We start from the raw sequence: 7,471 nt of genomic DNA on the forward strand, positions 1-7,471 counted from the left end.
GGCATCCGCCGAAACCTCGATAAACCTCCTCCTCGTCAACTAAGCGTTTTGCCGTCCCACGCTTAGTCCAGGCGCTTTGAAAAAAGAACTAGTAACTCTTTATCCTCCTTTCCTTAAAAATAACAACAACGTTAATATTACAGTACATCCAAAGGAGCGTCAACTGTAATATGGTTATTGTTCATAAACTGTAATATTTGTTATTGTTCATAAAATAACCTATGCATAAATGGAATACAATGTTCCATTTATGCATAGGTTGGTGATAAGCCATTCTTTTTATTCCACTCCCATTTCTTCACGAATGACCGCAACAATCCGCTCTACATAGCTTCGGCAAGTTTCTTCTGTCGGCGCCTCCGCCATAACACGCACGACTGGCTCCGTTCCCGAAGGGCGGACAAGCACGCGGCCATTTCCATTCATTTCTGCTTCCACCTCTTGAATGGCTGCTTTTACTTTTTCGTTTTCCATCACTTTCTCTTTATCCGACACCTTTACATTAACAAGCAGCTGCGGATATTTTTTCATTTCGCCTGCCAGCTCGGACAGCGGTTTTCCTTTGATTTTCATAATATTGACAAGCTGCAGTGCCGTCAGCAACCCGTCCCCCGTCGTGTTATAGTCAAGGAAAATAATGTGCCCTGACTGTTCTCCGCCTAGATTGTAGCCGTTTTTCTTCATTTCTTCGACTACATAGCGGTCGCCGACCTTGGTTTGCACGCTTTGAATTCCTTGGGATTCAAGCGCTTTGTAAAACCCAAGGTTGCTCATCACGGTAGTAACGACTGTTTGATGTTTCAACCGCCCGATTTCTTTGAGATATTTGGCACAAATGTACATAATTTGATCGCCGTCCACGATATTGCCATGTTCATCGACAGCAATGAGGCGGTCGCCGTCGCCGTCAAAGGCAAGTCCAACATCGGCGCCTTTTTCTTTCACAAATGCTGCTAATGCTTCCGGATGAGTGGAGCCTACTCCTTCGTTAATGTTAAGTCCGTTTGGCGATGCGCCCATCGTGACAACATCGGCTTCTAAATCGGCAAATAAATGCGTCGCCAACGACGAAGTAGCTCCATGCGCGCAGTCCAGTGCGATTTTCAGACCGGAAAAATCTTCATCAATGGTTTGCTTTAAATATTGTAAATACTTTTGCCCGCCCTCAAAATAATCATTCACTTGTCCTAAAGCTTTGCCGATCGGTCTTGGCAGCATATCTTCCGGACTGTCAATCAATTCTTCAATCTCTCTTTCTTGTTCGTCGGATAGCTTAAAACCATCTGGACCGAAAAATTTAATTCCGTTATCTTGAACAGGATTATGAGACGCCGAAATCATAATCCCTGCCTGTGCTCCCAATGCCTTTGTTAAATAAGCAACCCCTGGAGTAGAGATGACGCCGAGGCGCATGACTTCCGCTCCGATGGAAAGCAATCCAGCGACAAGCGCCCCCTCGAGCATATGGCCGGAAATCCGAGTGTCACGACCGATTAACACTTTCGGACGTTCTTCGCTTTTAGTTAATACATATCCGCCACAGCGCCCGATTTTAAACGCTAGCTCTGGTGTCAGTTCTCGATTTGCTACCCCGCGTACACCGTCAGTACCAAAATATTTGCCCATTATGTCAATCTCTCCTTACATCCATGAAATTATATTATTGTTCATTGTTTTTTTCGCTTATTTTAATTTTTACATTTTCTTTTGGCAGTTCCCATTTTATATTTTGTGGTCCATTCCATTTTATCTTTACCTCATGTTCACCGAGGTCTAAACCGCTAACATCAATATATAATTCCACGTCATCTTCTTTAATATCATTTAGGATGTCAGGCGCTCCATGAAGCCGAACATCCATTGCTTGTTCTTTTGGGTCTATAAATTCCACTGTATATGGTTCTCCTAATCCTAACACATGAATTGGCACGTCCTTGAGCGTTTTTGTTTCTTCTTTTTGCACATCGATATGGATTTTTACTTTAGATGGATCAACGCTTTTGACTCCTTCCGGCAACGGAACAGCCATTTCCAACGTCCTATCCTCAGTAATTTCATCTAAATGAATCGTAAGCCCATCGATAAATTGAATAGAATCAATTTTTTCTTTAGGACCGAAGATCGTCACTTCATCTGGAACTGTTTTTATTTCTACAATGTTTACTCCTTCCGGCAACGTTCCTGTCCGGTTGATTTTTAGAGGAACGGTTTTGCTTGGACTTTTTATCGGAACAGTTACTTTAACAATCGAAGGATGCGCATGGATATTTAATACCCTGCCGCTATGGTCATAAACAATTACTTTTGATTCTTGGGTTATCGTATCCGTGGCGCCTTCTAAATTCACTGTCGCTGTTACCGATGAGATGCTATCAATTAATTCTTTGGCGCCCGTGATCATAACCGAGTTGGGCTTGACAACCGGCTGTTCCACGGCATAGCCTTCTGGTACTTTATTTTTATTAATGAATGCAACCCCGACATGGAAATCTTTTGAAACTTTTTCTCGAATGGTTACTTTTGCTGTCGAGGGCTGAATGTTTACCTTTAGTTTGTCGGATATGTCCTTATACTTGATCGGAACAGTATATGTTCCTAACGGTAAATTAGTTAAATCCATATATACTTCGAAATTCCGCTGCAAAGCGGTCGGTTTGACAATGCTTGCCGGCCCTTGCAACGTCACGTTGACGTATTTTGGAATGCCGGAAACCATTAAATTTTCCTCGTCATAGTAAACGACGACGGGGACATTCGTCAGCGTTTCCGTATCCTCTTGTCCGATCGCATTGCGAATGATCTCTCCAGATTTTGCTCCTTTTTCGATATTGGCTGACATATAGAGCATGATGGCTACTAGTAAAGAAAACACTTTAATAAACCAATGATTGTTCATTAACTTATCCATGTTTCTTCCCCCTCCATTGCCAACGGGATGAGGAAGTCGCTTTTGTTTTTGTTGCCGGCACTAATTCTCTTGTAAGCAACTCCCGAAACTGCTCCGGAGTTAAATCCCGATGTAGCTCCCCATTTTTTGTAATCGATACCGAGCCGGTTTCTTCCGATACCACAACCGTTACACTGTCAGTCACCTCACTAATTCCCAATGCAGCACGGTGGCGAGTTCCTAATTCTTTCGAAATAAATGGGCTTTCTGAAAGCGGCAGATAACAGGCTGCAGCAGCAACATGGTTTTTTTGAATAATCACCGCTCCATCATGCAGCGGAGTGTTCGGAATAAAAATATTAATTAATAGTTCGGAAGAAACACGCGCATTCAAAATAATTCCCGTTTCAATATAATCCCCCATTCCTGTTTCCCGTTCAACAGAAATTAACGCGCCTATTCGTCGCTTTGCCATATATTCGGTGGCTTTAATAATGGCTTCAACCATTTTCACCTGTTCTTCATCCTCATTCACGCTACTTCGAGAAAACAGCTTTCCCCGCCCTATTTGCTCAAGCGCTCGCCGCAATTCTGGCTGGAAGATAATAATAATAGCAAGAAATCCCCATATAATCGCCTGATCCATTAGCCACTGCAAAGTAGTAAGCCCGAGAAAGTTACTAACGATTCGCACTAATATAATAAGAATAATTCCTTTTAAAAGCTGGACTGCTTTCGTTCCGCGAATCATCATAATTAATTTATAAATCACGTACCAAACAACGAGAATATCGACGATTTTCGCTAAATAATCTATAACCGGGAGCTCTCCGAAAGGCATTTTCACACTTCCTTTATCACTAATTCCAACATCCATGTTTATGGAAACAGCTCTTTTATTATAACATATCATTGAAAAAAGCCATCAAAAAGATGGCTGACACTATTCGAACGTTTCCATTGTATCCTTGATCCGTTCCTTAATATTATACCAAATCCATTCAAATACTTGATTAATTTCTTCAATTTCCCCTGTTACTTGCCCTGCGGAAGCTAAATATTTTTCTCCGTGAATCACGGTAACATCGCCTTCCACTTTCCCTTCTATCCTAATAGAACCATTGCGGACAACGATATCCCCTTTCACCGTTTCCCCTTTTGGAACAATGACGGTATGGCCGCGAATAATCACATTTTCGCGTGTAGAAACCGAAAATTGTTCCTCTCCATTCCATGCCGTAAACAGACTTCCGGTAGTTAAAAGAATAAACAGCGACGCAGCAGTAAGAAACGGGTGGCGTTGCATCCATCTTTGCACTCGAATCCTCTTCTTTTCTCTCGGTAACTTCTCCATCACCCGCATCGTAAAATCAGATGGCGAAGGGACATGAGAAGCATACTGAATAAAGGCCACTGTTTTTGTTAATTCATGGAAATGGGCGGCACATGCTGGGCATTGCTGTAAATGCTCTTTTAATTGTTTTTCATCACCCGGACCTATATCGCCATCTAAGTAATCATGCATAAGATTTATAATATGCTCTGGACACTTCATGTTTTTTCACCCTCTTACAGATGACCCAAATGCTTTCGTAATGCTTCCCTACCGCGATGAAGCCGTGTTTTCACCGTACCGATCGGCAGCTCTAAAATCTCGCTAATTTCTTGTAATGATAAATCTTCTATATACTTTAGCACGATCACGCTGCGATATTTTTCCGGCAGCTTTTCGATCGCCTCCTGTACCGTTTCACGCAGCTCCAGGGTTTCTACTGTTTCCTCGGGGGAAGCTTCGCGAGAAGAAAGCTGGGCATACATCGTAAGCCCATCGGTGCCGCTGACTTCCTCATCCAAATACGCATCCGGCTTCTTCTTCCTAATTTTATCAATCGCCAAGTTCGTTGCAATGCGGTAAAGCCATGTCGAAAATTTCATCTTCGGGTTATACGTATCAATATGAACATAGGCGCGGATGAACGCTTCTTGCGCCACGTCTTCCGCCTCATGGCGGTTTCCTAGCATCCGATAGCATAGACGATATATTTTATCTTTGTAAAGATCAACAATATCGGCATAGGCATTTTGGTCGCCTTTTTTTATCGCTTTAATCCGTTTTTTCACAAATATATCCATAATAATACAATACCCCCGCCCCTGCGGCTACAGTATACTACGGTTCTTCTCTAATAAAAGTTTCATGAAAACATATAATTTATTTTATCATAATCGAGCAAAAAGAGCTCCACTTCATCCAAAAGAAAATGAGGGAGGAGGCCAGCATATGCAAAAAGAAAAACAGCAGATTTTCCAGAATCTGCTGTTTTTATGCCATTACACTAACTTTTCGCCAAAAAGAGACCCCATCAATCCCACGGCGACAGAAGCAGTCTTATTGCGCTCATCTAAAATAGGATTTACCTCGACAAATTCTGCCGATGTAATTAACTGCGCCTCGGCGAGCATTTCCATTGCCAAGTGGCTTTCCCGATAAGTAAGACCGCCAATCACTGGAGTGCCTACCCCTGGTGCATCATGAGGATCCAATCCGTCTAAATCAAGGGACAAATGCACCCCGTCTGTCCGCCCCTTCAAATAAGCAATGGTTTCTTCCATCACCGTCGTCATCCCAAGGCGATCTACTTCATGCATCGTATATATTTTAATCCCTTTTTCGCGAATTAATCGTTTTTCGTCTTCATCAAGGGAACGAACACCGATCAGAACGATATTTTCCGGCTTTACTTTCGGACTATAACCGCCAATATGCGTTAATGCCCGATGTCCTAATCCGAGACTTGCAGCCAGCGGCATTCCATGAATGTTTCCAGACGGCGACGTTTCAGCGGTATTCAAATCGCCATGGGCGTCATACCAAATCACTCCTAAATTTTTATAATGCTTGGCAACACCGGCTAACGTGCCAATGGCAATGCTATGATCGCCGCCCAAAACGAGAGGAAATCTTCCCCGTTTAATCACACCATCCACAACCGTAGCCAATTTTTCATTCGCTTCCGCAACCGCTTTCAAATTTCGCAAGTTAAGACAAATCCCTTCATCATCAGGCCGTTCAGCTCTTCCTATCGAAATATCTCCCAAATCTTCAATATCATAATGAAGGCGCTCCAAGCGCTCAACGACCCCTGCATAGCGCATGGCACTCGGCCCCATATCGACGCCGCGGCGCGTCTGTCCTAAATCCATTGGCACACCAATAATCGATATTTTCTTCATCTGCCTCCCCTTTCCCGTTGTATTACGTTATTATTGTAGATGAAAACGCCACCATGACTCAACTCGACAATTTTTTGAATATTTATTCTTATTCCAAGGGGAAAGGGAAAATAAAAAAGCACCCCATTTCGTGTTTTTTCGAAACGGGATGCTTTAATGGAGCCTATCGGGATCGAACCGATGACCTCCTGCGTGCAAAGCAGGCGCTCTCCCAGCTGAGCTAAGGCCCCGCACAGCGGGATAAAAAAGCGGAAGACGGGACTCGAACCCGCGACCCCCACCTTGGCAAGGTGGTGTTCTACCACTGAACTACTTCCGCGCATCGATGAGCCATGGAGGACTCGAACCTCCGACCCTCTGATTAAAAGTCAGATGCTCTACCTACTGAGCTAATGGCTCATGGCTGGGCTAGCTGGATTCGAACCAGCGCATCACGGAGTCAAAGTCCGTTGCCTTACCGCTTGGCTATAGCCCAATGATATTCAAACACCGTCAGCTGAAACATATTATTTCACAATATCCAAACATTATACTTGATTGAATGGCTGTTTCTTATGTATATGGAGGGGGACGGATTCGAACCGCCGAACCCAAAGGGAGCGGATTTACAGTCCGCCGCGTTTAGCCACTTCGCTACCCCTCCGTATCGTGATGCCGGCTGCAGGACTTGAACCCGCAACCTACTGATTACAAGTCAGTTGCTCTACCAATTGAGCTAAGCCGGCATAGGCAATGTGTCTATACTCAAATTATTTTCGTTGCCTCTTCCTCTGCTAGCGAATTCAACGATGTCAAATGCGTCGAGGCAACTCGTAGCTTATTCGATGAAGCTTAGGCTCGTCACTGCCAATTGAGCGAAGCCAGCTAATAAAAAGTGAAACATGGTGGAGGATGACGGGATCGAACCGCCGACCCCTTGCTTGTAAGGCAAGTGCTCTCCCAGCTGAGCTAATCCTCCAAACAAAAAGAAAGTGACCCGTACGGGATTCGAACCCGTGTTACCGCCGTGAAAGGGCGGTGTCTTAACCACTTGACCAACGGGCCAAAAAGGCAGACATCAAAGCTTCCAACCGGACTTGAACCGGTGACCTCTTCCTTACCATGGAAGTGCTCTACCAACTGAGCTATGGAAGCATAATGGCTCCGCAGGCAGGATTCGAACCTGCGACCAATCGGTTAACAGCCGATTGCTCTACCACTGAGCTACTGCGGAACATTGAACTTGCCTAGCGACGACCTACTCTTGCAGGGGCGCTGGCCCCAACTACCATCGGCGCTGGAGAGCTTAACTTCCGTGTTCGGGATGGGAACGGGTGTTTCCTCTCCGCTATAGTCACTAGGCAAGTAATG

The 7,471-nt window shown here is 44.3% G+C and carries 6 protein-coding genes, 10 tRNA genes and 1 rRNA gene; all 17 read right to left on the reverse strand.

Annotation, left to right across the window (positions count from 1 at the left end):
- Positions 1-279: 279 nt before the first annotated feature.
- The 17 genes from glmM to rrf all read right to left on the reverse strand — a co-directional run bounded on the left by glmM (position 280) and on the right by rrf (position 7,462).
- Positions 280-1,626 (reverse strand): phosphoglucosamine mutase, encoded by a 1,347-nt coding sequence (glmM, locus tag HT574_RS17870; RefSeq protein WP_175245640.1) that lies wholly within the window; start codon positions 1,624-1,626, stop codon positions 280-282.
- 34 nt (positions 1,627-1,660) lie between these two features.
- Complete coding sequence (locus HT574_RS17875) at positions 1,661-2,908, reverse strand: CdaR family protein (RefSeq protein ID WP_175245641.1); 1,248 nt, start codon at positions 2,906-2,908, stop codon at positions 1,661-1,663.
- Positions 2,901-3,728 carry a diadenylate cyclase CdaA gene (gene cdaA / locus HT574_RS17880; protein ID WP_061580426.1) on the reverse strand — a complete coding sequence of 276 codons (828 nt, stop codon included), beginning with the start codon at positions 3,726-3,728 and terminating at the stop codon, positions 2,901-2,903. Before cdaA ends, HT574_RS17875 begins: the two co-directional genes overlap by 8 nt.
- Before the next feature lie 102 nt (positions 3,729-3,830).
- A complete protein-coding gene (rsiW, locus tag HT574_RS17885; protein ID WP_061580425.1) occupies positions 3,831-4,442 on the reverse strand; it encodes an anti-sigma-W factor RsiW in 612 nt (203 codons plus the stop codon).
- A 14-nt stretch (positions 4,443-4,456) separates the two neighbouring features.
- Entirely contained in the window at positions 4,457-5,020 is a 564-nt protein-coding gene (gene sigW / locus HT574_RS17890; protein WP_061580424.1) for an RNA polymerase sigma factor SigW, read from the reverse strand.
- Positions 5,021-5,218: 198 nt separating this feature from the next.
- Positions 5,219-6,121 carry an arginase gene (rocF, locus tag HT574_RS17895; RefSeq protein WP_175245642.1) on the reverse strand — a complete coding sequence of 301 codons (903 nt, stop codon included), beginning with the start codon at positions 6,119-6,121 and terminating at the stop codon, positions 5,219-5,221.
- Between the two features lie 157 nt (positions 6,122-6,278).
- A tRNA-Ala gene (locus tag HT574_RS17900) sits at positions 6,279-6,351 on the reverse strand.
- Positions 6,352-6,368: 17 nt separating this feature from the next.
- Positions 6,369-6,440 (reverse strand) — tRNA-Gly (locus HT574_RS17905).
- A 7-nt stretch (positions 6,441-6,447) separates the two neighbouring features.
- A tRNA-Lys gene (locus tag HT574_RS17910) sits at positions 6,448-6,520 on the reverse strand.
- A 1-nt stretch (position 6,521) separates the two neighbouring features.
- Positions 6,522-6,596 (reverse strand) — tRNA-Gln (locus HT574_RS17915).
- 86 nt (positions 6,597-6,682) lie between these two features.
- A tRNA-Tyr gene (locus tag HT574_RS17920) sits at positions 6,683-6,764 on the reverse strand.
- Positions 6,765-6,773: 9 nt separating this feature from the next.
- Positions 6,774-6,846, reverse strand: a tRNA-Thr gene (locus HT574_RS17925).
- 157 nt (positions 6,847-7,003) lie between these two features.
- A tRNA-Val gene (locus tag HT574_RS17930) sits at positions 7,004-7,079 on the reverse strand.
- A gap of 14 nt (positions 7,080-7,093) precedes the next feature.
- Positions 7,094-7,165: transfer RNA gene (locus HT574_RS17935), tRNA-Glu, on the reverse strand.
- 17 nt (positions 7,166-7,182) lie between these two features.
- Positions 7,183-7,255, reverse strand: a tRNA-Thr gene (locus tag HT574_RS17940).
- A gap of 4 nt (positions 7,256-7,259) precedes the next feature.
- Positions 7,260-7,334 (reverse strand) — tRNA-Asn (locus tag HT574_RS17945).
- A gap of 11 nt (positions 7,335-7,345) precedes the next feature.
- Positions 7,346-7,462: ribosomal RNA gene (gene rrf, locus HT574_RS17950) — 5S ribosomal RNA — on the reverse strand.
- Positions 7,463-7,471 lie beyond the last annotated feature (9 nt).

The organism is Parageobacillus sp. VR-IP (assembly GCF_013357975.1).
Classification (GTDB): domain Bacteria; phylum Bacillota; class Bacilli; order Bacillales; family Anoxybacillaceae; genus Saccharococcus; species Saccharococcus caldoxylosilyticus.